Origin of the sequence: Pseudomonas sp. URMO17WK12:I6, from assembly GCF_003253625.1 — a bacterium.
Classification (GTDB): domain Bacteria; phylum Pseudomonadota; class Gammaproteobacteria; order Pseudomonadales; family Pseudomonadaceae; genus Aquipseudomonas.
The window spans coordinates 1-26,098 of record NZ_QKYZ01000023.1 but is presented as its reverse complement, the minus strand read 5'-3'; the positions used below and the strand labels follow the sequence as shown (position 1 = coordinate 26,098).

24 protein-coding genes are annotated in these 26,098 nt (G+C 60.3%); 13 read left to right on the top strand and 11 right to left on the bottom strand.

What is annotated here, in order from left to right:
• Positions 1-4 precede the first annotated feature (4 nt).
• From accB to gcbA, 7 genes are all read right to left on the bottom strand, one after another.
• The gene (accB, locus tag F475_RS27830) at positions 5-469 is read right to left on the bottom strand and encodes an acetyl-CoA carboxylase biotin carboxyl carrier protein (protein WP_111455267.1); all 465 of its coding nucleotides are present in this window, start codon (positions 467-469) and stop codon (positions 5-7) included.
• Between the two features lie 48 nt (positions 470-517).
• Positions 518-970, bottom strand: coding sequence for a type II 3-dehydroquinate dehydratase (gene aroQ / locus F475_RS27825; RefSeq protein ID WP_007937215.1), 453 nt, complete (start codon positions 968-970; stop codon positions 518-520).
• A 132-nt stretch (positions 971-1,102) separates the two neighbouring features.
• A complete protein-coding gene (locus F475_RS27820; RefSeq protein WP_111455293.1) occupies positions 1,103-2,845 on the bottom strand; it encodes a protein-disulfide reductase DsbD in 1,743 nt (580 codons plus the stop codon).
• Positions 2,846-3,044: 199 nt separating this feature from the next.
• The gene (locus F475_RS27815; RefSeq protein ID WP_086944043.1) at positions 3,045-3,509 is read right to left on the bottom strand and encodes a hypothetical protein; all 465 of its coding nucleotides are present in this window, start codon (positions 3,507-3,509) and stop codon (positions 3,045-3,047) included.
• On the bottom strand, positions 3,487-3,825 hold the full coding sequence (locus tag F475_RS27810; RefSeq protein WP_086944042.1) for a polymorphic toxin type 44 domain-containing protein: 339 nt from the start codon (positions 3,823-3,825) through the stop codon (positions 3,487-3,489). Before F475_RS27810 ends, F475_RS27815 begins: the two co-directional genes overlap by 23 nt.
• Positions 3,826-4,020: 195 nt before the next feature.
• Complete coding sequence (locus F475_RS31205; RefSeq protein WP_370741084.1) at positions 4,021-5,064, bottom strand: methyl-accepting chemotaxis protein; 1,044 nt, start codon at positions 5,062-5,064, stop codon at positions 4,021-4,023.
• Between the two features lie 954 nt (positions 5,065-6,018).
• The gene (gene gcbA, locus F475_RS27800; protein ID WP_018928418.1) at positions 6,019-7,689 is read right to left on the bottom strand and encodes a diguanylate cyclase GcbA; all 1,671 of its coding nucleotides are present in this window, start codon (positions 7,687-7,689) and stop codon (positions 6,019-6,021) included.
• A 290-nt stretch (positions 7,690-7,979) separates the two neighbouring features.
• Here gcbA and F475_RS27795 point away from each other — a divergent pair, with 290 nt between their 5' ends.
• The 6 genes from F475_RS27795 to F475_RS27770 all read left to right on the top strand — a co-directional run bounded on the left by F475_RS27795 (position 7,980) and on the right by F475_RS27770 (position 14,639).
• Positions 7,980-9,047 (top strand): DUF2333 family protein, encoded by a 1,068-nt coding sequence (locus F475_RS27795; protein WP_064616066.1) that lies wholly within the window; start codon positions 7,980-7,982, stop codon positions 9,045-9,047.
• Positions 9,048-9,050: 3 nt separating this feature from the next.
• On the top strand, positions 9,051-9,608 hold the full coding sequence (locus tag F475_RS27790) for an NUDIX hydrolase (RefSeq protein WP_018928416.1): 558 nt from the start codon (positions 9,051-9,053) through the stop codon (positions 9,606-9,608).
• 175 nt (positions 9,609-9,783) lie between these two features.
• The gene (locus tag F475_RS27785; RefSeq protein WP_007914613.1) at positions 9,784-10,155 is read left to right on the top strand and encodes a translation initiation factor Sui1; all 372 of its coding nucleotides are present in this window, start codon (positions 9,784-9,786) and stop codon (positions 10,153-10,155) included.
• Between the two features lie 220 nt (positions 10,156-10,375).
• On the top strand, positions 10,376-12,289 hold the full coding sequence (speA, locus tag F475_RS27780; protein WP_018928415.1) for an arginine decarboxylase: 1,914 nt from the start codon (positions 10,376-10,378) through the stop codon (positions 12,287-12,289).
• Between the two features lie 233 nt (positions 12,290-12,522).
• Complete coding sequence (locus F475_RS27775) at positions 12,523-13,845, top strand: contractile injection system protein, VgrG/Pvc8 family (protein WP_111455265.1); 1,323 nt, start codon at positions 12,523-12,525, stop codon at positions 13,843-13,845.
• A complete protein-coding gene (locus tag F475_RS27770; protein WP_111455264.1) occupies positions 13,842-14,639 on the top strand; it encodes a DUF4123 domain-containing protein in 798 nt (265 codons plus the stop codon). The genes F475_RS27775 and F475_RS27770 overlap by 4 nt, the downstream gene beginning before the upstream one ends.
• Positions 14,640-14,662: 23 nt before the next feature.
• Here the strand turns inward: F475_RS27770 and F475_RS27765 are convergent, their stop codons facing one another.
• Together F475_RS27765 and F475_RS27760 are read right to left on the bottom strand one after the other, a co-directional pair.
• Positions 14,663-16,003, bottom strand: a complete 1,341-nt coding sequence (locus F475_RS27765) for an MATE family efflux transporter (RefSeq protein ID WP_086944038.1) — start codon at positions 16,001-16,003, stop codon at positions 14,663-14,665.
• A gap of 85 nt (positions 16,004-16,088) precedes the next feature.
• Positions 16,089-16,382, bottom strand: coding sequence for a hypothetical protein (locus F475_RS27760; protein WP_018928411.1), 294 nt, complete (start codon positions 16,380-16,382; stop codon positions 16,089-16,091).
• Positions 16,383-16,573: 191 nt separating this feature from the next.
• Between F475_RS27760 and F475_RS27755 the strand changes: the two genes are divergently transcribed.
• The 5 genes from F475_RS27755 to F475_RS27730 all read left to right on the top strand — a co-directional run bounded on the left by F475_RS27755 (position 16,574) and on the right by F475_RS27730 (position 21,114).
• A complete protein-coding gene (locus F475_RS27755) occupies positions 16,574-16,876 on the top strand; it encodes a MazG-like family protein (RefSeq protein WP_007937232.1) in 303 nt (100 codons plus the stop codon).
• Positions 16,876-17,625, top strand: coding sequence for a methyltransferase domain-containing protein (locus F475_RS27750; protein ID WP_018928410.1), 750 nt, complete (start codon positions 16,876-16,878; stop codon positions 17,623-17,625). Before F475_RS27755 ends, F475_RS27750 begins: the two co-directional genes overlap by 1 nt.
• Positions 17,626-17,637: 12 nt before the next feature.
• Entirely contained in the window at positions 17,638-18,267 is a 630-nt protein-coding gene (locus tag F475_RS27745) for a DUF4136 domain-containing protein (RefSeq protein WP_086944037.1), read from the top strand.
• A 53-nt stretch (positions 18,268-18,320) separates the two neighbouring features.
• Complete coding sequence (locus F475_RS27740; RefSeq protein WP_111455263.1) at positions 18,321-18,878, top strand: DUF4136 domain-containing protein; 558 nt, start codon at positions 18,321-18,323, stop codon at positions 18,876-18,878.
• A gap of 253 nt (positions 18,879-19,131) precedes the next feature.
• Positions 19,132-21,114, top strand: a complete 1,983-nt coding sequence (locus F475_RS27730) for a pilus assembly protein TadG-related protein (RefSeq protein ID WP_111455262.1) — start codon at positions 19,132-19,134, stop codon at positions 21,112-21,114.
• Here the strand turns inward: F475_RS27730 and F475_RS27725 are convergent.
• The gene (locus F475_RS27725) at positions 21,084-23,852 is read right to left on the bottom strand and encodes an ATP-binding protein (RefSeq protein WP_111455261.1); all 2,769 of its coding nucleotides are present in this window, start codon (positions 23,850-23,852) and stop codon (positions 21,084-21,086) included. The genes F475_RS27730 and F475_RS27725 overlap by 31 nt on opposite strands.
• The gene (locus tag F475_RS27720) at positions 23,849-24,289 is read right to left on the bottom strand and encodes a TadE/TadG family type IV pilus assembly protein (protein ID WP_018928405.1); all 441 of its coding nucleotides are present in this window, start codon (positions 24,287-24,289) and stop codon (positions 23,849-23,851) included. The genes F475_RS27725 and F475_RS27720 overlap by 4 nt, the downstream gene beginning before the upstream one ends.
• 75 nt (positions 24,290-24,364) lie before the next feature.
• Between F475_RS27720 and F475_RS27715 the strand changes: the two genes are divergently transcribed.
• Entirely contained in the window at positions 24,365-24,835 is a 471-nt protein-coding gene (locus tag F475_RS27715) for a prepilin peptidase (protein WP_111455260.1), read from the top strand.
• A gap of 120 nt (positions 24,836-24,955) precedes the next feature.
• Positions 24,956-25,747: a response regulator transcription factor gene (locus F475_RS27710; protein ID WP_305887975.1), complete on the top strand. Its 792-nt coding sequence runs from the start codon at positions 24,956-24,958 to the stop codon at positions 25,745-25,747.
• Positions 25,748-26,098: the final 351 nt, after the last annotated feature.

The window sequence follows — 26,098 nt, the reverse complement described above, 5'->3', positions numbered from 1 at the left end:
CGATTCAAACGATGGTGAACAGCGGTTGGTCGAACTCAACCGGCTGGCCGTCTTCGACGAGGATGGATTCGATCACACCGCTGTGGTCAGCCTCAATGTGGTTCATCATCTTCATGGCTTCGACGATGCACAGGGTGTCGCCTTTCTTCACGGTCTGGCCAACTTCAACGAAGGATGGCGAGGACGGCGAAGATTTGCGATAGAACGTGCCGACCATCGGCGAACGGGCAACATTGCCGTTCAGCGTTGGAGCCGCTGGAGCCGCAGGCGCAGCGGCAGCAACCGGAGCGGCGGCAGCAACTGGAGCCGGTGCCGGCGCATGCATCGGAGCCGGTGCGTAGTACTGCTGAGCCGGCGTCTTGCTGTGACGGCTGATGCGTACGGACTCTTCGCCTTCCTTGATCTCAAGCTCGTCGATGCCGGACTCTTCCAGCAATTCGATCAATTTCTTAACTTTACGGATATCCATGAATCATCAACTCCCAAGGGTCGGTCAGGGGCGTTTAACGCTTGTTGTTCAAGCCGTTGCCTGTCTTTCAAGCTGCTCTAGTGCGGCCTCCAGGGCCAGTCGATAACCGCTGGCGCCAAGGCCGCAGATCACTCCCACCGCTACATCGGAGAAGTAAGAGTGATGGCGGAAAGGTTCGCGTTTATGCACGTTAGACAAATGCACTTCGATGAATGGGATGCTCACCGCCAGCAGCGCGTCACGTAACGCGACACTTGTATGCGTAAAAGCTGCTGGATTGATCAGAATGAAGTCCACACCTTCGCCGCGAGCAGCGTGGATGCGGTCAATCAATTCGTACTCGGCGTTGCTTTGCAGGTAAAGCAAATGGTGGCCGGCATTGCGCGCCCGCTGTTCCAGGTCCTGGTTGATTTGTGCCAGGGTGGTTGCACCATAGACGCCCGGTTCCCGGGTGCCGAGCAGGTTCAGGTTAGGGCCGTGCAAAACCAATAGGGTCGCCATCTGCTGCTCCTTTGTGATCCGTGTGCAATTGTCAGAACCAGGCGACTATGCCGCAAAGACTTTGTGACTGTCCAGTTCTATGCAATAGGCAGCACGATGGCCGATGTTTGCGCGAAATATGTGACCGGGTGATTAAATCCGGTCATTTGCTTTCGCAACACGTTCGGCGAAGCCCGTGGCGTTTATCTCGCCGATCACTCGCACATCGGTGCGTTCGACGCCGTCCCTGCCGAAAAACATCAGCGCCGGAGGGCCGAACAGCTTGTAGCGGTCGAGCAGGGCGCGCTGTTCGGTGTTGCTGGCGGTGATGTCGAAACGGATCAGTCGATAGCCTTTGAGACGTTCGACGACGTTGGCATCGTTGAGCACTTCGTGTTCGATGACTTTGCAACTGATGCACCAGTCGGCGTACCAGTCGAGCAGCAGCGGCGTGCCGGAGGATTTGGCTTCGGCGAGGACGCGATCCAGTTCGGCTGGAGTGCTGATGGTTTGCCAGGTGCTGGCGATTGGCGCTTGCTGCTCGCTGCTGGCGACGAGGCGCGGCTGGCCAATGGGGTTGAATGGATCGGACTGACCGCTGAACGCGCCGTACCAACAGGCCAGTGCATAAAACAGCAGAAACATCCCCAGCAATTGCCCCAGGCGTTTTCTCGGCGGCTTATAGACAAACTCCAGCGCGCCCATGAACAAACCGACGCCACCGGCGAGCAAACCGATCAACAGTAAAGTGATCTGGCCTGGCAATACTCGGCTGAGCAAACCGATCGCCAGCCCCAGCAAGAGCACACCAATCGCGTTTTTCACGTAGATCAGCCACGGCCCGCTTTTCGGCAACCAGGCCGCGCCGCCAGTCGCCACCAGCAACAGCGGTGCGCCCATGCCCAGGCCAAGCATGAACAGTTTCAATCCGCCGCCCAAGGCATCGCCGCTGGCGCTGATGTACAGCAGCGCACCGGCCAGGGGAGCCGAGACGCAGGGCGAAACCAGCAGGCTCGACACCACGCCCAGCACCGCCGCGCCCCACAGTGAGCCACCTTCGGTGCGTCCGGCGATCCGGTCCAGGCGGCTGCTGATGGCGTAGGGAAGTTTCAGTTCGAACACCCCGAACATCGCTAAGGCAAACACTGCGAAAAACATCGCGAACGGCACCAGCACCCAGGCCGATTGCAAGCGCGCCTGAAGATTAAGCTGTGCGCCGAACATGCCCATCAATGCACCCAACAGGGCGAAGCAGATGGCCATCGGCAGCACATAAGCCAGCGACAGGTTGAAGCCACGTAAACCGCCAATCTGCCCGCGCAGGACTACCCCGGAGAGGATCGGCAGCATCGGCAGCACACAGGGGGTGAAGGTCAGGCCGAGGCCTGCGAGGAAGAACAGCGCCAGTTCGCGCCAGCCCCAGGCTGTGGTCGCGGCACCGCTGCCATCAATACTCAGGCGCTCGGTCTCGGGCGGGTAGCACAGGCCTTTGTCGGCGCAGCCCTGATAGGTCACGGCCAGCGTAAAGGCGCGGGAATCGGTGCGTGGCAGCTCTACATCGAGAATGCCGTGGTAAACCTCGACATCGCCGAAGTATTCATCGTGCTTTTGTTCGCCCTTGGGCAGTTGAGCCGCACCGAGGCCAACGTCGGCCGGATCTGCGCGAAACTGGAAGCGATGGCGGTAGAGGTAGTAACCCTCGGTGGCGACGAAACGCAGCTTGATCGATTGCGGCGTACTTTCTACCAGGCTCAACTGAAAGGCTTCGCGTACCGGCAGAAAGTCGGCGCTGTTGTTGATCGAACCCAGGGTGGAACTGGGGCGACTGTCCAGCAACCCGGCGGCGGAGGCCGGGAGGGCGAGCACTAAAAACAGCAGGCAGAGCAAACGGCGCATGACAATCTCGCGTATTGGAGGTGCGGGCATGATAGCTGAGTGTGCAATGTATGCGACTACGCCGATCTCCCGTAGGCGCTGCCAAAGGCTGCGATATTTTGCTTTGATCTTCAACGCTCGATCCGCCGCCAGGATCAACATCAAATGATCGCAGCCTTCGGCAGCTCCTGCAGGGAGGTGTTTCAGTCAGGCTTCGGGCTTACTTTGTTGGTTGATCGCTGGAGTGTTTACACAAGTTGATTGTTACAGGGGTGTAGTGGTTACTGTTGGTATGTCGAAACAGCGTGCTGCTGTGATACTCATAGACTTCCTGGTTGGTCGATACATTGATAGTTGAACCTTGGATATCGACCTTTATGGCTGGATCTCGGGTGACTAAAAACGGACCAGCGGTCTTGAGTTCAGACGCTATTTGCTCGTTGGATGTCAGTTCGCGATAGACATAGTATCGATAGCTGAACGGTACTGTTGCTCCGCCTCGATCATCTTTGACGCCGTAGATGAAGCCGTTTTCGCCAAGGGGTAGTTTAAGTACTACATCGGTCAGCACTGGGTTGCCGGAAGACATGAGCCATGTCCAGCCGATGTAAGCCAAGCATACAGCTAGCAGGGAGGAGGCGACGATTGTGTATGCAGTGTTTTTAGTAGTTCCTGAAACGGGCATACCTGACTCCCTTCTTGATCCATTCCTGATCCGCAGGATCATCGCCAAAAGGAGCCTCGCTCCACCAGCTTCCAAATTCTACTTTTGTCGTTTTTGCCTGTGTCTGGGCAAGGCCGGCGGCACGTAACAGAACATTCTCGGAAAACCCCGCAGCAATCCCGGTCGCGCCGTAATTGAAATTGCCAAAGGCTTCATAGTCAGGGGATAGCTTTTTGTAGTCCCAAGGGCCGCGATTTCTGACTTGGCTATAGAACCAGGAGTAAATGAATGCGGATCCCTCTTTCAAAACTTTTTTCTTGTGGAAGGCAATGGCCATGTTTTCCTCCACAGATACGCCTGGGGGCGACGTTGGAACTATCACGGGGCACTCCTGTGCACGCTCGATTGATTGAAGCGCTAAACTCTAGCATCAAAACGATGACTAAAAGCACCGTATAGATAAACAGGAGTTTTCATACAAAAACTCAGGTGTCGATAATCTTGCTCGTTGGTAGCGTTCAGGCCCGAGCCCTTAAACCCGAAATGCCTGCACCGCTGTATGCAACTGCCCACCCAATGTCAGTAAATGTTCGCCTTGGCTGCGCCCTTCACCAATCCTCAGCAAGTTATCCCCACCCAATTGATGAATCCGCTCACTGTGATCGCGGATTTCGCTGACAGCGCCGCTCTGCTGGGCAGTGACATCGGCGATGCGCACGGCGGTGTCGGAAATGGTCTGGATCGCTCCGACGATTTTATCCAGCGCACCGTCGGCGGCCTGGGCCTGGTTGGCCGTGGCTTCGGCGTGTTCGACCTGGGCGCGCATGCCTTCGACCGATTGCCGCGCGGCGGTTTGCAGGCCGGCGATCAGTGTCTGAATCTCGGCGGTGGCACCGGCGGTGCGCTGCGCCAGTGAACGAACCTCTTCGGCCACCACCGCAAATCCCCGGCCCATCTCCCCGGCGCGGGCCGCCTCGATGGCGGCATTCAGCGCCAGCAGGTTGGTCTGGTCGGCAATCGAGCGAATCACCGTCAGCACGCCGCCGATAGTCGCCGACTCTTCGGCCAGATGTTCGATCATCTGCGCGTTGCCTTGCACTTCACCCACCAGCGCATGCAGCCCGGTGAGGCTCAGGCCGATGACCTTCTGACCATGCTCCACCGCCAGCCCTGCATGACGACTGGCGTCCGCGGCCTGGCTGGCATCACCGGCGACTTGTTGAATCGTCGCCTCGAGTTCACCGAGGGAGTCGCGGATCAGCGCGGTGTCGCCGGCCTGATGCTCGGCGCCGCTGTGCAGGTCATTGCTCAATTCGGCCAGCGTCCGGCTGCTGCCGGCGACTTGCTCGGCATTGAGGCGAATGGTCCCCACCAGGTCGACCAGATAGGCACGCAAGCGATTGAGCGAAGCTTGAATGTCATGCAGTTCGCGGTTGGTCGCACCCAGTTGAATGTCGCGACTGAAGTCGCCCTCGGCCCAGATCGAAAGGGCTGGCGCCAGATTGGTCAGGGTTCGGGCCAGGCGTCGCTGTAAGGTATCGATGAGCAAGGCGATCAGCAGAATCAGCCCGATCATCACGCCCTGCATCAGCCGCACTTCGCCCTGGATTTGCCCGTGCTGGGCGCGCACTACCGGTTCCAGCCCGGCGATGGCCTGCTGCACGGCGGTGATTTTCAAGTGAGTCGCGGCGCCGAGGTCGGCGCGTTTCTGGATCTGTCCGCGCGTGCGTGCCAGTTCAGTCGGGTAGCGGGTGAGCAGGCTGTTGAGTTCACGCTTGAGGCTGACGCCGGCGTCTTCGGCGACGGCTTTCTCGGTGTTCTCCAGGCCCATCATGGCGGAGAAGTCATCGGTGTTCGATTCACTGCTGGCAGTCACCCCCAGCAGCGGCAAGCTGTTCAATTGTTCAGCCTGAACGCGGATGCTGGCGACTTCGCGCTCGACATCGGCGGCCAGTTCACTGCGCCCGCTGCTGACCAGTTTGTCCCGGGCCAAAGACAACTTGCCCAGATGCTGGGAAGCTGCGAGCAAAGGCGTCAGGTACGCCGCGTTGCCGTTGGCGTACTGGCTGAGCTGATCGAGGCTGGCACCGAGCTCGCGTTCAGCTTGCAACAGCAGGGCTTGTGGATCGCCGGCAAGTTTGCCGGCGGCCAGCAGGTCCGTCTTGCTGAACTCCTCCAGATTCGACAGGCTGGGGTGCAAGGTATCGGCCAGGGGCGGAGGTAATTCGCCGAGCTCCTTTTGCAGGCTGTCAATGGCCTGGCTGGCGCTGCTCAGACGCAGGGCATCGCCGCTGGCCAGGTAATCCTCGACGTTGCGCGCCACTTCATTTTGAAACTGCTGGGACAGGCCCAGGTAACGCTCCATCAACAGATAGGGGCGTTCCAGGGCTTTTTGCGACCACCAGAGGGTCGCGCCGAGGGCCACGCACACGGCGACCAGAAGGAGGGTATTGAGATTGGTCAACAGCTTCAGGCGCATTGCGGACTACCAACGGCAGAATGGTAAGTGCCTGAAGTTATTGCGTTTCTGTTACAGCGTTATGACCGAATCGGTCGATTCCGATGAAAAAGTGGCACTTTGCTTTGACTCCCGCGCGGCTTGCACGCGGTTGCGTCCGGCGTCCTTGGCGCGGTACAGCGCCTCGTCTGCCTGTGTGGCCATCATCAGGCTGTCGGAGCCTTCGTGCAGTTCGACGACGCCGGCACTGAAGGTGCACCAGAGGTCCTGGGGCTGCGCGGGGTAGTGAATTTCGGCAAAGCGCTGACGAATTTCATCGAGCACCTTGTAGGCCGATTCAATATCGGTGTCCGGCATGACGATGGCGAACTCTTCACCGCCATAACGGCCGATGAAGTCGCTCTTGCGCAACCGTTGCTTGAGGAACAGCGCCAGGCTCTTGATCACCCGGTCGCCCATGGGATGGCCGTGGCTGTCGTTGACCCGTTTGAAGTGGTCGATGTCGAGCATCGCAAAGCTCAGCGGCTTGTTTTCGCGACGGGCGCGGAATGAACAGTCTTCGAGCAATTGCAGGATATGGGTGTGGTTGTACAAGCCAGTCAGGCTGTCGCGCACCATCCGCGCTTTCAGATTGCGCGCCCGCGCCGCGCGGTTGCGCACGGTGGTGATCAGGTGTCGCGGCTTGATCGGTTTGGTCAGGAAGTCGTCGCCGCCCTCACTCATGGCGTCGAGCTGCTTGTCTAGATCGTCTTCGGCCGACAGATAAATGATCGGCACGCTGACATAGCGGTCGTTATGGCGGATTACCTTGGCCAGTTCCGTACCGGTGCAGGCCGGCATGTACATGTCGAGGATGATCAGGTCCGGCTGGAAATCCGCCAGCTCGGCCATGGCCTGGATCGGTTCGATCAAGGTCCGCGTAACGATCCCGGCGCTGTTGAGCAGGCGTTCGGTGTGCAAGGCCTGTGCGCGGGAGTCGTCGATGATCAGCACTTTATAAGGTTCGTACTGGGCGACGCAGGTCAGCACTTCGATCTTTTCCAGCAGGCTCGAGGCTTCGAGGGTGCCGGTGAGAAACTCCTGGCCGCCGGCGCGCACGGCGGCGAGGCGGGTCGGGGTGTCGGTTTCGTGCAGGCTGAAAAACAACAGCGGCAAGGGCTGCTCCAAGCCTTGCTGGGCTTCGGCCGCCAGTTTCAGGCCGATGCCGGCGCCGCTGAAGTCGACGTCCATGACAATCGCCGCCGGTAAGCGCTCGACCATCGAGGCGCGGAACGCGGCGACGCTGTCGAGGGCTTGGGCGCTGAGCCCGAAGAATTCAAGTTGCTTGGCCAGCCGTTCGGCCCGGTCGTGATCCTGCAGCATCACGTAGATCGGTTTGCGCAGCGGCGGCAGGAAGGTGTGTTCGAGCTGATCGCCATGGCGCAGGCCGGTGCGGGACAAGCGCTGCATCAGGCGGTTGAGGTCAGTGATCAATCCGCTGCTCAGGCGTCCGCGATTGGCGTCGACGGCCTCCAGCGACTGGCCGATATGACGGGCCAGCAGGGTGTGTTCCGGTTGTTCGAAACGTTCGGCAAAGCGCAGCAGGCGCAGATTGGCCTCGCTCAGCTCCGACAGGTCGGTGATGGACCATTCATTGCGTTGCAGACGTTGCCATATCTCAAGAATCTGACGTGCCTGATGAATTACCCGCTGGGCAAAGTGGTGCTTGAGGCGCTCACGGCTGGGGTCTTCTGGCTCGGTCATATCCTGACTACTAGTTAGGGTGCATGCTGAGATCGACTGGTGGCTCTATGCTAGCATCTCTTTTCAATTGCATGAGTGTCCTGCGTCAATAATCTGCAAAGCGACATCATTCAGTTCCCGACCGACTGGTCGCATAGGCTCAACGCTGTGCTTCATTTATAGTGATGGCTTCGATTGCAGTCATTGTATGGCTCGCTGTGTCCCGCAGGATTTAATGCGCGGCAAATAAGGCACGATGGCGTAGGGTTGTAGTCGAACCGATGAACTCAAGTGATTGAAAGGATATCGCCATGCTGGACTGGAAGAACCGCACGGGCAGCGCGCCTGAGCGTGCCGCTGAACCGAAATCGGCCACCCGCAGTTATTTTGGTGGCCTGTTGTTCAGCCGGGCGCTGGCCACTCTGATTTGCCTTTACTTGTTGGTGGCTATCGCGCTGGGCTGGTACTGGAGCCAGGAACCCGCGCTGTTCCCGGTTCAGCAGAATGCCCAGATGGCAGCTGAGAAAGAAGGTAAGCAGATGGTGGTCGGGTACACCACGGTGGAAACCCTCAAGACCGTCGCCGGTACCTTGCTGACCAAACCGGGTGGCTATATTTCCAACGACCGTTTCCCGCCGGGCCTGTGGATGGACAACATGCCGAGCTGGGAATATGGCGTGCTGGTCCAGGTCCGCGACCTGAGCCGTGCGCTGCGTAAAGACTTCGCCCGTTCCCAGTCGCAGTCCGCCGAAGACGCCGATTTGGCCAAGGCCGAGCCGCGCTTCAACTTCGACAACAAGAGCTGGGTGTTGCCATCCAGTGAGTCCGAGTATCAGGAAGGCATCAACTCCCTGAGCCGCTATCAGGCACGCCTGTCGGGGCCTGACCAGAAGAGCGCGCTGTTCTACGCCCGCGCCGACAACCTGAACAACTGGCTGGGTGATGTAGGGACCCGTCTGGGCTCGCTGTCGCAACGGCTGTCGGCCAGCGTTGGCCGGGTCAAGCTCAACACTGCGCTGAAAACCGAAATCCCGGCGCTCGGCCAGGTGCCGCAGGTTGACGAAGAAGTCGTTGAAACCCCGTGGATGCAGATCGATAACGTGTTCTACGAAGCCCGTGGTCAGGCCTGGGCATTGTCCCATCTGCTGCGCGCCATCGAAGTCGACTTCGCCGATGTGCTGGCGAAGAAAAACGCTACGGTCAGCGTGCGCCAGATCATCCGTGAGCTGGAGGCTTCGCAAGAGCCGGTCTGGAGCCCGATGATCCTCAACGGCAGCGGCTTCGGTGTGCTGGCCAACCACTCGCTGGTCATGGCCAATTACATCTCCCGGGCCAACGCCGCGGTGATCGACTTGCGTCAACTGCTCAATCAGGGCTGAGTCATGGTAGATAGCGCTAAAGAGGCCGCCCACCGCGCGGCCTCCGATGCCGAACAGATCGCCTGGGTCGACGAGCGGGACAACCTGCTCGGCGCCCTGGTGCGCTCCGACCTGCGTGAGCGTGGGCTGATCGGGCGCGGCACCTACATCATGCTGTTCAATTCTGCCGGTGAGCTGTGCGTTCACCGGCGCACCCTGAGCAAGGCGATTTATCCCGGTTATTGGGACGTGGCGGCCGGCGGCATGGTGCTGGCCACCGAGACCTACGCCGAATCGGCGGCCCGTGAGCTGGAAGAAGAGCTGGGGGTGAGCGGTGTGGAACTGACCGCCCACGATCACTTTTTCTTCGAGGACACCGGCAACCGGCTCTGGTGTTCGGCGTTTTCGGCGGTGTGGGACGGCCCATTGATCCTGCAGCCGGAAGAGGTGCTGGAAGCGCGCTTTATCCCGATCGATCAGGTCCTGCTGGAAATCCAGCAAAAGCCGTACTGCCCGGACTCTTTGGCAGCCCTGAAGCGCTATCTTCGCGCCCAAGGGGATGACGTCGCAAAAGAGCTGTAAATTGGCGCCGATTGGCTCTTAGCAAGTCGGCTTTTTGCCGTTACACTGCGCGACCTTTTCAAGCTGAACCGGCAGTGCCCGGCTCAGTAGCGCTGCCCCTGCCTGAGTGGGGCTTCGCGGTCGATAACCTTGCCCAAGGTTGCGATCAGTCTTTGTCCTCCCAAGAGGATTGCCGGTGGCCAAAAAAGCCGCATCCTTCGCCGCCCTTGGTGGCCTGGTATTTTCCACCGACGCAGGTCGTCATTGCCCGGAATGCAGTAAACCGGTGGATGCCTGCATCTGCAAACAAACCGTTATCCCGGCCGGCGACGGCATCGCTCGCGTGCGTCGCGAAAGCAAGGGCCGTGGCGGCAAGACGGTGACGACCATCACCGGCGTGCCGTTGGCCGAAGACGCGCTCAAGGAACTGGCCACCACGTTGAAGAAACGTTGTGGGACCGGTGGGGCGTTGAAAGACGGGATCATCGAAATCCAGGGCGATCATGTCGAGCTACTCTTGGCTGAGCTGATCAAGCACGGTTTCAAAGCGAAGAAGTCCGGCGGCTAGCAGCCTCTGTGAAAACCACCCGCGGCTTGATCCAGTCCTGATTTCATTCTGGTCTGGCGTCGTCTCCATGGTTTTCACAGAGCCTGTTCAAGACCGGTTTCTAAACTCACTGCGGTCAGCGAGGTCTACCCCCTCGTTGACGAAACGTCATTTTCATTCTTTAGACTGCGCCGGCCTGAACTCAAGGCGACGCTCTATGACTTCTTTATAGGGGACTTCGATGTCCGTAAGACGCACACGCAAAGACGATGGCAGCCAATGGACAGTTGCGGACAGCCGCAGTGTTTACGGGATTCGCCATTGGGGGGCCGGGTATTTCGCGATCAATGACGCCGGTCGCGTCGAAGTTCGTCCGAACGGCCCGACCAGTTCGCCTATCGACCTGTTCGAGCAAGTCGACCAACTGCGCAAAAGCGGTTTGTCCTTGCCGTTGCTGGTGCGTTTCCCAGACATCCTGCAAGACCGCGTGCGTCAGCTGACCGGTGCGTTTGACGCCAACATCGAGCGCCTGGAATACCAGAGCAAGTACACCGCGCTGTACCCGATCAAGGTCAACCAGCAGGAAGCGGTGATCGAGAACATCATCGCTACCCAGAACGTTTCCATCGGTCTGGAAGCCGGCTCCAAGCCTGAGCTGCTGGCGGTACTGGCGCTGGCGCCGAAGGGTGGCACCATTGTCTGCAACGGTTACAAGGACCGTGAGTTCATCCGTCTGGCGCTGATGGGCCAGAAGCTGGGCCACAACGTGTTCATCGTGATCGAGAAAGAATCCGAAGTCGGTCTGGTGATCGAAGAAGCGGCGTCGCTCAAGGTCAAGCCTCAGGTCGGCCTGCGTGTGCGTCTGTCGTCCCTGGCGTCGAGCAAGTGGGCAGACACCGGTGGCGAAAAATCCAAGTTCGGCCTGTCGGCGGCGCAACTGCTGTCGGTGGTCGAGCGTTTCCGTGCCGCTGGCCTGGACCAAGGCATTCGCCTGCTGCACTTCCACATGGGGTCGCAGATCGCCAACCTGGCGGACTACCAGCACGGCTTCAAGGAAGCGATTCGTTACTACGGCGAACTGCGCAACCTTGGCCTGCCGGTCGATCACATCGACGTCGGCGGCGGTTTGGGCGTGGACTACGACGGTACTCACTCGCGTAACGCCAGTTCGATCAACTACGACATGGACGATTACGCCGGTGTCGTGGTCGGGATGCTCAAGGAATTCTGCGACGCGCAGAGCCTGCCGCACCCGAACATCTTCTCTGAAAGCGGCCGCTCCCTGACCGCCCACCACGCGATGCTGGTGGTGCAGGTGACCGACGTCGAGAAACACAACGACGACGTGCCGAAGATCGACAACAAGGAAGAACTGCCGGAAACCGTGCAGTGGCTGGTTGACCTGCTCGGCCCGACCGACATCGAAATGGTCACCGAGACCTACTGGCGCGCCACGCACTACATGAGCGACGTGGCCACCCAATACGCCGATGGCAAGCTGACCCTGGCGCAAAAAGCCTTGGCCGAGCAATGCTACTTCGCCGTTTGCCGCCGCCTGCACAACTCGTTGAAGGCCCGTCAGCGTTCCCACCGTCAGGTGCTCGACGAACTCAACGACAAGCTGGCCGACAAGTACATCTGCAACTTCTCGGTATTCCAGAGCCTGCCGGACACCTGGGCCATCGGCCAGGTCCTGCCGATCCTGCCGCTGCACCGTCTCGACGAAGAGCCGCTGCGCCGTGCAGTGCTGCAAGACTTGACCTGCGACTCCGACGGCAAGATCAAGCAGTACGTCGACGAGCAGAGCATCGAGACCAGCCTGCCGGTGCACGGTCTGAACGAGGGTGAAGACTACCTGCTGGGGATCTTCCTGGTCGGTGCCTACCAGGAAATTCTTGGCGACATGCACAACCTGTTCGGTGACACCGACTCGGTGAACATCTATCAGAATGCTGACGGCAGCGTGTACCACGCAGGTATCGAAACCCACGACACCATCGAAGACATGCTGCGTTACGTGCACTTGTCGCCGGAAGAGCTGATGACTCACTACCGCGACAAGTGCGCCAGTGCCCGCATCAGCGCCAGCGAGCGCACCCAGTTCCTTGATGCCTTGCGTCTGGGCCTGACCCGTTCGTCTTACCTGTCTTCTTGAGGTAGGGCACCGCGCCCATCAGGTTGTCTGAAATTTCTCCGTAGGTTGCGGAAATTTCAGATGACCTGGTGCGGGGCTTCTCTTTTGTCCCGCGAAATAGCCCACATGCCGAGCAATCCAAGTGATGTGGTCTTCTTTTCACGTAGGTCATTTCCTAAGTTGTACTTCGGCACTCTACTCGGCCATGTCTCTCAGCGAGAATCCCCGGCCGCCCCTCCTGTAGAGAATCGCCGATGTTCGATTCAGTCAACGAGCCGTCATTTCGTCTGGATATAGCGGGTCTTGCCGACCCCTTTGAGGTCTTGGCCTTTACCGGTAGTGAAGCGATCAGCGAGCCTTTTGCGTTCGACGTGGACCTGCTGAACGATGACCCGACACTGGACCTTGCAAGCCTGCTGTACCGCTCGGCCTTTTTGCACTTCGGGCCGCAGGGGGAGGGTATTCACGGACAGTTGCTTGGCCTCGTTCAACCCGGCCATGGCAATGAGCCCAGGCTTTGTCGCGTGCGTCTGGGCCCCAGGCTTGCTTGCCTGGCCCAGCGCTTCAACCAGCGAATTTTCAGCGATCGCTCGGTGCCGGACATTCTCGCCCAGGTTCTCAAGGAGCACGGCATTGCCGGCAAGGATCGTCGTTTCGACCTGAACGGCGATTACCCGTCCCGTGATTTCTGCACGCAGTACCGGGAGTCGGACCTGCAGTTTTTCCAGCGTCTATGCGCCCAGGAGCGGCTTCATTACTACTTCGAGCACCGTACGCGCGGGCATTGTCTGGTCTTGGGCGACGGTCCGGGGCAGTTTCGCCGTGGCGAAGAGAGGGTCTTCGAGGATGTGAGCGAGCGACCGGGAGTGCATCAGTTCAAGCTTCATGGCTGCGGGCAGATTGCCGAGGGGCAGACGAACCTGCCAACGCTGCGCAGCGGTCAACTGATGCCGTTGTCCGGTCATCCGTATGCGGACTGGAATCGTCTCTGGCGAGTGACCCATGTCGAGCATCAGGGAGGACAACAGCCAGATTTTTTGTATCGCAACCAGCTGCGCGTCGTTGCGCAGGAGGTGCCTTTCATCGCGGCTCATCCCGTTGTGAAACCCAGGATGCACAGCCTGCAAAGGGGATGGGTAGTCGACGTCGGTGAATCTCGCCCCGATCCCGGCAGATCAGTTGCCGTGCAGTTTGACTGGCTTTATCAGGGCGAAGGCGCAGCCCCCAGCCACTGTTGGTTGCCGTTGTCTGGCGAGCTGGAAAGCGCGGGTGTCATGCCCTTGAGTGAGGGCACGCAAGTGCTGGTGAGCTTTATCGAAGGTGATCCTGATCAACCCTTGATCAGCGGATTTCTTCCCGGAGCACCGTCCAGCCCAGAGTCAGCCATGGCCGACCGGCTATCCGCCTCGACCACTGAAGCCAGCCGCGCGGTTGATGGTTTATTGGGCTTGCTGCAATCCAGCGAACCCTTGGTACTCCTGTGTCTGCTGCCAGGTGGGGGCAGTTTCAGTCATTGCGCGCAATCCTTATGCACTTGCCGGGCAGCGACGCAGCTTGGCCAGAGCGGTGCGGCATGATTGCCGTTCAGGCGCCCGACTCGACCCCGCAATGGCTGTTGCTCGATGTACCGGGCGTGCCTCAGGCCGGTGCGATGTTGCGGCAACAGTTTGCTCATGTCCGATGGTTCTGGCTGTTCGAAGGCACCGAGTTTCATCCGTTGCGTGAGCACGGGCCAGTGTTGGTCGACCTTCGCGAATGCCCGGCACTCGCCGAGCTGTACTCAAGTGAGCCGCATACATGGGGCGGGTTGCTGCTGGTCAGTGAAGCCTCTTCATCACAACTGCTGGAGCATTTGCGCCGCATGCTCACCGTCACCTTCAGCCTGCATCACCGGGCCTTGTTGAGTTACTACAACCCTCAAACGGCGAGTTACTTTTTCGATGCCTGCGATGCGCAGGAGCTGAGTCGCTGGCTCGGTCCGATCGATCAGTTACGCTGGTTCGGCGGCACTTGGGCCGATCGGGCCATTGGCTGTCTGGGCTGGCAACAGTTGTTCAATCCACGGCTTACCGTCAGGCCGCTGGCCATCGAAGAAAACCTCAGCTCGCGTCAGCGAGACAGCTTGCAGACCTGCCTGCTGGAGCAGCATGCCTGGCGCTGGAGCCGATCCACCGGCACCGACTACAACAGCTTGTGGGCTCACCTGCAGGAAGGGCTGGCGCTGGGTTTCAGTGAGCGCCCGGTGCTCGATGGCTGGTTATGGCTGCGCTTGCAGCACCCTGATGCCGTGCCGGGGCAGTCGTTATCGGGAACCACCCAGCAGGAGCGTCTCGATAGCCTGCGCAACCTGTGGCAGAACGATCAACCCTGAACGGGTTGAAGGTATGTCGCTCGTCATCCTTTTAACCAGCCGTCGTTCTTGCGCAAGTACCAGGCGAATGTGCCAAGGGTCAGGCTGCGCAGCACCATGAACAGCAGGAAGGTTATCCACAGTCCATGGTTGCCCAAGCCTTGCAGTATCCAGGCGAAGGGCAGTAGCAGGATCACGGTCAACAGCATGCCGTTGCGCATTTCCCGGGCGCGGGTGGCGCCGATGAACAGGCCGTCGAGCAGGTAACTCCAGACCGCAATCAGCGGCAGCGCGGCGAGGTACGGCAGGTAGATGAAGGCGGTGTCGCGCACGCTCTGGATGTTGGTCTGCATCTGGATGAACAGGTGCCCGGCGAACAGAAACAGCAAGGCAAACCCCAGGCTTGCCAGCAACGACCAGCCGCACGCCACCACCAGTGAGCGGCGCAGGGCATCACGGTCGCGAGCACCGATGGCGTGTCCGCACAGGGCTTCCACGGCGTGGGCCAGACCGTCCAGCGCATGGGCGGTCAGCAGCAGGCCGTTGAGCAGCAGCGCATTGGCGGCGACCGTGGCATCGCCCAGTCGTGCACCCTGCACGGTGATCAGGAAGAACACCGACTGCAACGCCAGGCTGCGGATGAAAATATCGCGGTTGACCGCCAACAATGGGCGCCAGCTCTGCCACAACGCCAATGCGGCCCAGGCGATATGGCCGGGATAGGCGCGCAGGGCTTTGCGGGTCATGAATAGGCCGATCAATGCGCCGGTCCACTCGGCGATCACCGAGGCCCGTGCCGCGCCGACCACTCCCCACTCCAGGCCAAGCACAAACCACAGGTTGAGTGCGATGTTGACCAGGTTGGTGCTCAGCAGAATCGCCAGCGGAGCCCGGGCATTCTGGGTGCCGAGAAACCAGCCGACCAGCGCATAACTGGCCAGCGCCGCCGGCAGGCCGAACAGCCGTGTGTGGAAAAACTCGCGGGTCAGTTGATCCAGCTCCGCCGACGGTTGCATGAAGTGCAACGCGACCCCGCTCAACGGCACGCCCAACGCCCCCAACAAAATGGCCAGGCCCATGGCCAACAACAGACCTTGCAGCAAAATCTGCCGCAACGCAGCGCCATCCCCACGCCCTGCAGCCTGGGCGGCGAACCCGGTGGAGCCCATGCGCAGAAAGCCCATGGCCCAGGCAAGAAAGGTATACAGACTGGCGCCCACCGCGACGGCGCCGAGCTGATGAGCATAGGGCAGGTGACCGATGACGGTACTGTCGACCAGCGCCACCAGCGGTACGGAAATGTTCGAGAGAATCATCGGGGCGGCGAGCGCCCAGACGCGGCGATGGGTCGGACGGTCGCGCCAGTCGGCAATCAGGTTGGACATGCAGGCTCCTTGGGGGCGCCTGCATTGTAGCGACGAACTCGGAATCCGCATCGATCCATTGTGGAAGCGAGCCTGTGTGGCAGCCTTAGTGAATGATCCAGCTCAGCAACCACAACCCCAGCAGCAACCAGATAATCCCCATGATGATCGACGCGTTCATGAAGGCGCGGATCGCCGACCACAGCAGCATCAGCCCGAGGATCAAGGTGATGATGCTGATGATCGAGGTTTCCATGCCCAATGCCTGGGCCAGCCCTTCGACAAAATTGCTGCCGGCGTTGCTCAACAGGTTGAACAGGCCACTGAGGGTGTCGATGATAAAACGGATGACCGAACCGATTGCCTGGCCGAGCCATTCGAAAAAGCTGTCTACCTGCATGTGTACGTCCTGATGGAGTGGTGGCGTGGTTGCCGGATCCGAGCCTTGGGCTATTGATCGTGCTCCCGGGTTCCCGTGGAAGCTGCCGAAGGCTGCGATTTTTTTGAGTATGGCGCAAGTACGCAGGCACAACGCTGCCACTTGCCTTCACCCGTCATCCCCCTGAAGCTATACGCCTTCAGGAGAGCCCGATGAACCTTGTTGAACTGACCGAACGCCTGCACGCCATTCGTGACCGCAATGACTGGCGGCAATTTCACAGCCCGAAAAACCTGGCCATGGCCGCGAGCGTGGAAATGTCCGAGCTGGTGGAAATCTTCCAGTGGCTGACCGAAGACCAGTCGCGCCAGTTGCCGGCGGACAAACTGGCCCATGCCGGGCAGGAAATCGGCGACATCGTGCTGTATTTACTGCTGCTGTGCAGCGAGTTGGGACTGGACATGAATGAAGTGGTACGTAACAAGCTCGCGGACAGCGAACGGCGGTTCAGCTGATGAGCGACCGTCATTTCGATCAGTTGGCGACCCGCTTCGCTGAAAAAATCTACGGTGGCGCCAAAGGGGCGATCCGCCTCGCCGTGTTGCAGGCCGACCTGGCCGAAACCCTGCCGGACCGCCCGTTGCGCGTACTGGACATCGGTGCCGGCCTGGGCCACATGTCGTTGTGGCTGGCCCAGCGCGGTCACCAGGTGACCCTGGCCGAACCCGCCGAGCCGATGCTTGAAGGCGCTCGCCAGCGTTTTGCCGAAGCCGGGCAGACCGCGACATTCATTCAGGCGCCGTGGCAGGAGTTGCTTGGTCAGCTCACCGAACCCTACGACCTGGTGCTGTGCCACGCCGTGCTGGAATGGCTGGCCGAACCCCATGCGATTTTGCCGGTGTTGCATCAACTGACGAAGCCGGACGGCTGGTTGTCCCTGGCGTTCTATAACCGCGATGCGCTGATCTACCGCAACCTGCTCAAGGGCCATTTCCGCAAGATGCGCAAGAACGACATGGCCGGCGAGAAGCAGAGCCTGACGCCGCAACAGCCGCTTGATCCACGGGATCTGGCAGCGCAACTTGAGGGGCTGTGGCGGGTCGAAACCCAGAGTGGAGTGCGGGTTTTTCATGACTACATGCCGGTGGAATTCCAGGCCCGCGCCGAACTGCTCGATTTGCTGGAAATGGAACTGGCTCACCGCCGTCACCCAAGCTTCGCCGGGCTTGGGCGCTACTTGCACTGGATCTGTCGGCCGATCTGACCGGAGTGCGCAATGAATAGTCGTTCAGGTCTACTGGTGATCTGTCTCGGGTTGGCGGCCTGTCAGGGCAGCAACCCTTACATCGCGACGTCCAATCCCTTGCCACCGGCACCGCCCCAGGCCGCCGGCACTTTCGACCGCAGCGCCTACCCGGCGGCGCCACGGGATTACGGTCGCTACCGCAGCTGGGCCTGGCTCAACGGGCGCCTGCCTGCGGGCACGGCCTGGGCCGATTCGGAGCAGGTGGCCGAAGTCGTCAGCAATGCCCTTGATCAGCGCGGCTTGCGCCCACTGCACGACAACCGCCCGGCGGACCTGTTGGTCAGCGCCGACCTGCATCTGGAAACCCGCTTGCGCCAGGTGCAGGACGGCTCTGGTTACGGTGGCGGCTATGGCGGCGGGTATTACGGCGGTGGTTACAACCGCTACGGCACGGGTTACGGCATGTACAACAGCGTGCCGGTCGTCCGTACTTATCAGGTACAGGTTGTGGTGGTGCGGGTCGATCTGTTCGACGCAAGCACCGGTCAACCGGTGTGGAGTGCCAGTGCCGAAACCAGCAGTCAGGGCAACCAGAGCGAACGTGCCGATGCCCTGCGCGAAGCTGTCGAAAAGGCCATGTCGGCGTATCCTCCTAGTTAGCTTCCTGTTCAGGAAGCCTCCCGCAGGTGCATGTCTTCAATCGGAGAAAAATCATGTTCCGCCGTCTCGTTTTACTGGCCATCGCCGCGCTGCTCACTGCCTGCGCCGCCAACGAGGTCAATCATGACTTCGATGCCAGTCGCGACTTTGCCGCCTATCGCAGCTGGAGCTGGAAAGAGCCCGCCGTGCAGTACCGTCCAGACGACCCACGGATCAAGAGTGACCTGACCGAGCAACGCATCCGCCAGGCCGTTGCCGATCAACTGGATCAGCGTGGCTTGCGTCCGGCCGCCGCCGGCGCCAAGGCAGACCTTAAGGTGCAGACCTACCTGATCGTTGAAGATCGCCAGCAACAAGTGACCACCTCCTATGGCGGTGGTTATGGTGGTCCATGGAACGGCTATTGGGGCGGGCCGATGTACAACGAAACCCGCAACGTCAGCTACAAGGTGGCGACCATCCAGATCGACCTGCTCGATGGCAAGGACGGCAAACTGGTGTGGCGCGGCAGCGACGAGCAGACCCTCAGCCGCACACCCAAGCCAGAGGACCGCAGCAATACGATACGCCAGACGGTTGGGCGCATATTGGCCAACTATCCACCGCGCTAAATGGCTTAGCCCTCTAACACTACAGCCCCTGTAGGAGCGAGGCTTGCCCGCGAAGAAGACACCGCGGTTTTTCAGTCATTACGCGTTATCGTTCTTCGCGGGCAAGCCTCGCTCCTACAGGATCTTCGTCGTCACACAAGCCCACAATAAGTTGGTGGGATGGCTAGTTGCCAGCAATCTGCCAAACCCTTGTCTACACTGCTGTTCATCAATGGAGGTAGCCCTCGGCGGTGCGCCGGCAAAGGAGTGCGCCATGTCTCCCTGCTTGCAGTTTCGTAGCCCGGCCCGGCAACGGGGAGCGATCGGTTTGATGGCAGTGCTGACCCTCGGCATGGCCCTGGCGTTCCTGCTGATCGTGGTCGACAGTGGCCGCTTGTACCTGGAAAAACGCAGCTTGCAGCGGATAGCCGACATGGCCGCACTGGAGGCTGCCACGCGCAACGGTGATTGCGCCGTGGGTGCCAGCGCTACCGCCTATGCCACCGCCAGCGTAAATCGTAACGGCTTCACCCTTCCTGACCCCACGCGCAGCCTGGCGGTAGCCTGTGGCACCTTGAGCCTGGACGCCAACAGTCTTCGGGTTTTTGTGGCTAACCCAAGCAGCAGCGAAGCCATTCGGGTGATCGTCAGTCATTCGGTGCCGCAGAGTTTCGCCGGTGGCGTTGGCGCCCTGTTCGGCGGTGCACCGGCCGGGGCCACCCTCAACCTGACGGCGACCGCCGTTGCGGGGCTGCCGCCACCGCTGGCATCGCTGACCCTGCGCACCACGGCGCTGAGCATCGATAGCAGCAAGTCGGCCACCCTCAATGCGCTGTTCGGCGGTTTGCTCGGCGGCAGTCTGAACCTGTCCGTGGCAGGGTGGGATGGGTTGGTGAACACCAACATCAGCCTGCTGGGTTACCTTGATCGACTGAAGGTCGACCTCGGCCTCAACGCCGCCGGGTATAACCAGGTATTGGGCGCTTCGGTGGCCGTCAGCCAATTGATCCAGACCGCCGTCAATGTGCTGGACCCCGGCGGCACCCTCGGCGCGACGGCGACTATTGTCGGTCTGCAAGCCCTCAAGGTGGCCGCTGGCTCCACGACCGTGGTGTTGGGCAATCTGCTGCACGTCGAGAACGGCAGCGACGTCTCAACGTTCGCGACGACTGTGAGTGTGTTCAACCTGATCGAAGGCGTCGTGCAACTGGCCAACAAGAAAAACGGTGTGGTGGCGACAGTGCCGATCAATCTGGCAGGGCTGGCGCAAATCACCGCTCGGGTGCAGGTGTTGGAGCCGCCGCAACTCTCCGCGATCGGCAATCCGAAAAACGCCGCGCTGGATCCGCTGGGGCCCAATCGGATCTACGTGAGAACCGCACAGCTTCGCACGTTGTTGTCGATCGACTTGCCGGCGCTGGACGCCATCGCGGCGCTGGTCAATGCCGCGGCGGATCTGGCAGGACCGCTGACCAACACCCTCAACGCCTTGCTCAATCTCGACCTGGTGGCGGTGCTCAATTCACTGACCTGTGCCATCGGCGTGCCCTGTCAGACGCCCGACGTCATCGTGCTACCGGGGCCGATACGGCTCGACGTGGCGCTGGACGTCGCCAGTGCCGATAGTTACGTCACGGCTTACAGCTGCATCAGCAACACCAACAAAACCCTGACCACCAACACCAGCGCATCGCTGGTGAACCTGAAAATCGGCCGGATCGATGCCGCCAGTATGTTCGGCAGCAACACCGTACCACCGACGGTCACGGTGCAGCCGTTGAAGCTGATCGATATCGGGATCAAAACCTGCCGCAGGTTTTTGTTCGTGCCCATCACCTGCGATCCGCGTGTACCTGGCGTCGGTGGTGGCATCGATGTCGTTGCCGACACCAGTGTGGCGGCGAACACCAACATGCCCCATGTCTACTCCGCACCACCGGCCAACAGCCTGCCGGACATCAGCCAGCCGCCGTTTTACTACTCATTTTCCACCAGCAGCATTGTCAGCAACTTGCTCAACACCCCGGTCAACCTTCACGTCGATATGTATGGCCCGTCAGGCAGTCTCGTCGGCGGTCTGGGGGCGATCCTGAGCAGCGTGACCAGTTTGCTGGTCAGCGCAATCAACGGCGTGCTCAACCCGTTGCTCGACAGTCTGATCAACACTGTGCTGATAAGCCTTGGGGTCGACTTGAACAAGGTCGACGTCGGCGCCAACCTCAGTTGTCACTCAGGGCGCGCGTCGCTGGTGATCTGATCGCCCGTGACAATCGGCAACTCGATGCAGAAGCGCGCGCCCTCGGCCGCGTTTCTTACGCTCAACCGTCCGCCCATGTTCTCGACGATGCCGTAACTCACCGACAACCCGAGCCCAGTACCGACGCCCACCGGTTTGGTGGTGAAGAATGGCTCGAAAATCCGCTCCAGCAACCGTGGGTCGATGCCGCCGCCGTTGTCCTCGACCCACAGCCGCACTGAATGCTCATCACGTTCGGCGTACAGCGAAATCCACGGTTTGAACGCCGGGTCGGCCTCGCGGTTGCTCAGCAGCGCATCCCGTGCATTGACCATCAGGTTGATCAGCACCTGTTCCAGCTGATCGACGTAACCGCGCACCTGCACATCAAAACCGCTCTCGCTGACCCGCAGCTCAATGCCTTTGCCGCGCAAGCCTTCGGACAGCAGTGCCAGCGTGCCCTCGATGGCTTGAACCGGATTGAACGGCTGCTGCTCGACCTCCGAACGCCGGCCGAACACCCGCATGTGATCCACCACCTTCGCGGCGCGCTGGACTTGTGCGTCGATGCGATTGAGCTTGTCAGTCAGGTAATCGATTTGCGCATCGCCATTGCTCAGACGCTTGAGCACATTGACGATGGCCATGCGCATCACGTTCAGCGGCTGATTGATTTCATGGGCAAGCCCGGTGGCCATTTCGCCGAGGGTGGCCATTTTCGCGCTCTGGGTAAGCTGCTGCTGGGCGCGCCTGACCTCAGTGTTGTCGCGGCCCACGGCCTGAATTTCCAGCAAACGACCCTGGTCGTCGAACACGCCGCGATCCGACCAGACCCACCAGGCATGTTCCCGTCCCGGCAGTTGCAGGTTGATCTCCGCAGTGCTGACCGGGAACTCCGGGCTCAGTCTACTGAGGCGCTGGAGGAACGCTTCGCGCTGCTCCGGCGACATCCAGCTGCCCAGATTCACCCCCGGCAGCTGCTCGGGTTGGCATTCCAGATAGGTCGCCAGTGGCCGGTTGCCGAAGGTCAGCGTCAGGTCGGGGCGGTAGCGGCAGATCATCGCCGGGGAGTCTTCCACCAGGATCCGGTAGCGCTCTTCACTCTGTTTGACTTTCTCGGTGGCCAGGGTCGCCTCGGTGACATCCAGCCACAGGCCCACGGCTTCCACCGGCAACCCGAGGTCATCGCGCAGCAGTTTGGCTTCGTCGAGCAGCCAGTGGTAATCGCCGTGACTGTCGCGCAGTCGATAACGGGCGCTCACCGAACCCTCGCGCAGCAGTTGCCGGGTACGCTCGAAATAGCCGTCGCGGTCTTCAGGATGGACCCGCTCCACCAGCGAGCCTGCGGCGCAATCGGCGAGCGACCAACCGAGCAGCGGCAACAGGCTGTCACTGAAAAACGTCGGTTGCAGCGCCCCTTCGACATAGCGCTGCACGTAGATCACCGCCGGTGAACTGGCGATCAGGTTGTCCAGCCGGGCATGGGCGGCAGCGGCGTTCTGCTGTTGGTTTTTGATGTCGCTGATGTCGAGCATGAAACCCACCAGCCGGCGGTTTTTACCGATGCCCAACGCCTGGCCTTGCAGTCGATACCAGATCGGCGTTTGTGTCGTGTCGGGGCGATGCAGACGTACGCACAATAGCAACGGCGCGCCTTCGTCTTGCAAGGATTGCAGGCGAATCGTCAGCTCTTCACGGTCGGCGGGATGAATCTGTTCGAGCCAGTCGTGCAGCGGAAAACGAGTGCTCGCAAGGTTCAGCGTACTGGCGAGCGACGGCGCCAATTGCACTTCGGCATGGTCGCTGAAGACCTCCCACCAACCGGTACCGAGCAAGGCTTGTAGAGATTCCAGCCGCTCCAGTTGCAGGTGGTGCTGATGCTCGCGCAAGCGCTCAAGCAGCGGCCCGGCCAGGGCGGCGGTGAGTTGCAACCAGTCGCGCTCGCTCAAGTCGGGGGCACGTTCTTGCACCGGGTAGAAACCACAGAGCAACCACGCGACCACGCCCAGGGCATTGCGATAGGGCACCGCGAACCCTTCGGCATTGCCGAAGATGCTTTGCAGGCGTGGGTGCTCGCTGGGTGTCAACTGTTGGGGGACTGAGCCATTCAAACTGTCGAGGCCGGTGCCCAGGCGTTGATGGGTTTCCCATAACCTTGGTGCATCGAAGGCCGCGTACTGCTGGTGAATCAACCAACCCTCGGCCTGTTCATCGAGCAAGGCCATGGCCATGCACGGGATCTGAAAACGCTGGGCCAGACCTTGCAGTTGTTCGGCCAATACCTCGGGCAGGCGCGTCAGGCTGCACAGGCGCAACTGCTCGCTGACCTGCGCCGCGAGCAACTGGCACTGTTCACGACTGCGCGCTTGTCGACGTTCGAGCAACAGATCGCCGATGTCGATCAACTGCAATAACCATCCTTCGCCCAACGGCTGCACCCAGCCGCGCAAGTGCAGCGGTTGCCCGGCGAGACTGAAAAAATCCAGGTCCAGGTTTTGTCCCTGCCACTCGGCCGGCCTGCCTTCGACCGACAGGGCGCTATGGGGCATGAGGTAATCGAGCAGGTGCGGTGACTGCGCGTCGGGTATCTGTTGCGCCAGCAGATGCCGCAACGGACCGCTCAGCTGAATCACTCGACCTTCATCATTCAGATGCAGCTGCAAGCCGACACGCTGCACGCTCGCAGGCTCTGGCGTGTTCGGGGTCTGTGGCGGGTGACGATTGAGCAGACGCCCGAAGAGTTTGTCCCCAGAGCTCAAAACTGCAGGCTCGATTGGGCCGTGAGGGTCGGCGGCAGATTGGGCACCGAACCGATTCCCGGCAGTACCAGAAACGGCAGCACTTGATTCAGTTTACTGGTGGGGTAGTTGATGCTGACCGTCAGCACGCCGCCGGTGTAGGTGGCGCTGGCGTCGGTGGCCACGTTGAAATTCAGCGCGGCGGGAATCCAGGCCAGCTGCCGGGTCAGTTCGGTGGTCGCGATGTTTCTGACCGCCGTGTCGTAATTGGCGGTGCTCGGGTCCAGCGCCACACTGCGACGCACCGCTTCGGCCGTGGACTTATTGAACGATTGCATCAGCAACAGCGGCAGGCTGTAACTGACCAACCCATAAAACACGGCGAAAAAAATCACGAACACCAAGGCGAACTCAATCGCCACGGCACCTTTTTGCTTGCGGGGGAGGCCTGTTTTCATGAGTGCGTCTACCCTGACAATTACTGCGTAGTGTCAGCATAGAATCATTCAGCCAAAACGGACGTTTTTTACCGGATGCAGAGCCTTGTCCTACTCATCTGGCTGACGCTTTGCGCAGCACAGGATGCCCGAGAACGCCACATCGCCAATGGCCTGACCGTTGGTGCAGGTGTGCTGGCGCTTATCTATCTGTTGTGGACAGGGACTACGTGGCTGGGGGCCGAGGCGGTGCAGGGCGGCTGGGCTTTGTTGTTGGCACTGGCCTTCACCTTGCCCGGTTATGCAGTGCGACGCATGGGGGCAGGCGACGTGAAGCTGATGGCGACGCTGGGTCTTGCGACGGACGGTACGCACCTGCTCGGCGGTTTCATCGGCGCCGGGGTGGCCGGTGTGCTCTGGTTGCTGCTGGCGCCAAGACTCTGGCTGCATATGGGGCAGAGGCTTAGAGCGCGTCTTCGTTACCTGGAGCCTGGCGCGTCAAAAAAGCAGCCCTTTGCGCCGTTCGTGCTGGTGGGTGTGCTGCTCACACTGGCCTGGATGCATTAATCGCAGGCGTCCCCTGTTCTATGTACATAGTTGGAAAGTGCGTCTACTTTCAAAACTGTTGTTGTACAGCTGTGGTGTCGGTGCAGGAGCAGCCAAGCCAGACTTGGCATGGAGTGGCCCGTGAACAAGCTTACCTCGGCAGTAAAAGTTCTTGTGGTTGATGATGAGCCGTTGATTGTCGAAGAACTTTGCGAGTTCATTGAACGCAATGGTTATCGCTGTGTTCCTTGTCGGTCCGGAAATCAGGCGATCGAGCGTTTCAGCGAAGACGAGAATATCGGCCTGGTGCTGTGTGATTTGCAGATGCCTGACATGGATGGCATTCAGCTCGTCCAGGCGCTGCAGCGGTTGTGCGGCAAGCACCGGGCGTTCGAGGCGATCATGCTCACCGGGCATGCGAACAAGCAGGATGTGATCAAGGCCTTGCGTACCGGATTCGCCGATTACTATCAGAAGCCGATTGATCTGGCTGAGTTGCTCGAAGGTTTGCAGCGTCAGGAGGTGGCCTTGCAGGAGCGGCAGAGAAATCTGCAGTTGGGGCATTTGAGTCAGAAGCTGCAGTATCTTTGTGAATCGATCGATGAGCTTTATCAGGATCTGGACAAGGTTCGTCGGGGGGCGTCCCCGGAACCTGTGTCAGGTTCAGTTGACGGTGTGGTCGGTGACCCGGAGCGGGTGGTGGGGATGCCGGCGGTGTTCAATCAGTTGTCGCCGCGTCAGTTGGAGGTGGCGCAGTTGGTGGGCAAGGGGCAGACCAATTATCAGATTGCCTGTGAGTTGGGGATTACCGAGAACACGGTGAAGCTTTATGTGTCGCAGGTGTTGCGGTTGACGCATATGCATAATCGTACGCAGGTGGCGTTGGCGTTGTCGCCCGGGAATGCCGGGGGGCGGCGGGTTTCTGCGCATTGATCTTGGCGGCCTTTGGGCCGACCATGTTCTTGTTGACCGGGTACATATCCATTTCTGCGGTAACGGCTGCTTAGGGTTCCGCTCTTACAGCGGGTCACTTTTGGCAAACGCCCCAAAAGTAACCAAAAGGTCTCGCCCCGAACGTCCGGCCCCTCGCTAAGGCTCGGGGTTCCTTCGCTCCGGTATCCATCTGGGGGCATCGCCCTACGGTTGGCTTCGCTTCAACCTACATGCGATGTGTTCGACTGCGTCGAACGGCGCTGCGCGCCAATCCCCAGATGAACACCTCCACTCAGCCTCCCGAAGGGGCGGGTGAATCAAGATCAAAAGCGGCAGGCGAGCTAACGCTCG